The sequence below is a fragment of the Luteibacter sp. P4_E6 genome, from assembly GCF_056401535.1.
In genome coordinates this window covers 1-1,527 of record NZ_JBFUJE010000744.1, presented here as the reverse complement: position 1 = coordinate 1,527, position 1,527 = coordinate 1, and the positions used below count along the sequence as shown (strand labels likewise).

Annotated in this window: 1 protein-coding gene; it reads right to left on the bottom strand. The window is 64.5% G+C overall.

Annotated elements, in window-relative coordinates; translation table 11 throughout:
• Positions 1–317: 317 nt before the first annotated feature.
• Positions 318–1,527 (bottom strand): glycoside hydrolase domain-containing protein (locus tag AC1DT2_RS23040; RefSeq protein WP_477298996.1); only part of this gene is annotated, 1,210 nt, incomplete at its 5' end.

Below are 1,527 nucleotides of genomic sequence, written 5' to 3'. Positions count from 1 at the left end.
GCGCAATGCCCAGAAACGCTCGAGGATGATCGCGAGCGCAACAAAGGAACAAATGAGGATCGGCAGCAAAGCCCAGCCGCCAGCCAGAAGGATCTCGAGCACGTCAACCCCGGATGAACAAAAGTCAGGCGGGCATCATAGCAGGGCCCGCCACGGGGACTGAGGCGCCCTTAACACTTGTGGCAGACAGCCTCCCTCTAGGGAAGCAGCTCTACTGTGGGAGCCGCTTCAGCGGCGATCCGTGCGGAGAGGGGTGCCGCGGGTTACCGCGAGCACCCATCGCCGATGAATCGGCTCCTACAGAGAGAGCAAAGCTCTCAGCGGTGGCCGAGGAACTCGACCTCGCTCAGGTCCAGCCCATTCGTATCAGCGGAAACGAGACGCAGGCGGTACCAGGCATACGCGCCCGGCGTGCCGACAGCGAACGCCCTCGTCTGCAAGCGCCACGGCCAGCTTTCACCCTCACGCTTATCGACCGCCTTGTAGTGCTTGCCGTCGGTCGACCCCTCGAGCACCCAGCCCGAGGCATCGCCCGGTTTGGCGCCCGAGGTCAGGGTGAGCATCTCCACCGTCACCGGATGATCGAAGTGCCAGCCGACCACGGCGTCCTTCGCGGCCAGATGCGCCGAGGTATCGGAGGTGTTGTCGAACAGCTTGTCCAACTCGGCGCCCTTCAATGAACCGAAGGCCTTGCCGCCCTCGCTCGTCAGGTCGACCAGCGGCGCAGGCTTGCTGCCTTCGGCGCTGATCGAAGCCGGCAGCGCATCGGCACCGGTTCCCCACGTCGAAGGCGTCGGCCCCATGGTGAACTCGAGCGTCGCACCCTTCGCCAGCAGTTCGTGCGGCAGGGTCAGCTTGTTCCACGGCTGGCCGTTGACCGTTAGCGACTGCACGTAACGGTTCGTGTCGCTCACGCCCGGCGCCTTGATGTCGATCGTCGCACCGCCTTCCAGACGAAGACTCATGTGCGGGAAGTGCGGCGCACCGATGACGTACTCCGGCGTGCCCATGCGCAGCGGATAGAAACCGGCGGCACCGAACAACCACCATGCCGACATCTCGCCGTTGTCTTCGTCACCCGGATAGCCCTGGCCGATCTCGCTGCCCACATAGAGGCGGGACACCGCGTCGCGCAGCTTGTCCTGTGTCTTCCACGGCTGGCCGGCTTCGTCGTACATCCAGATGATGTGATGCGAGGGCTGGTTCGAATGACCGTATTGGCCCATGCGCACGTCGCGTGCCTCGATCATCTCGTGGATCACGTCGCCGTAGTCGCCGACGTCGTACTTGCCCGGCGTGCTGAAGAACTGGTCGAGCTTGGCAGCCAGCGCCTCGCGACCGCCGTACAGCGCGGCCAGGCCGGCACCGTCCTGCGGGGCGTGGAAGGCCATGTTCCAGGCATTGGTCTCGGTGTAGTYGCCACCCCAGCGAATCGGGTTGAACTCCTTCGCATCCCACCGCCACTTGCCTGCGGCATCGCGTGCGACGAAGAAACCGACGGCGGGATCGAACAGGTTGGTGTAACCG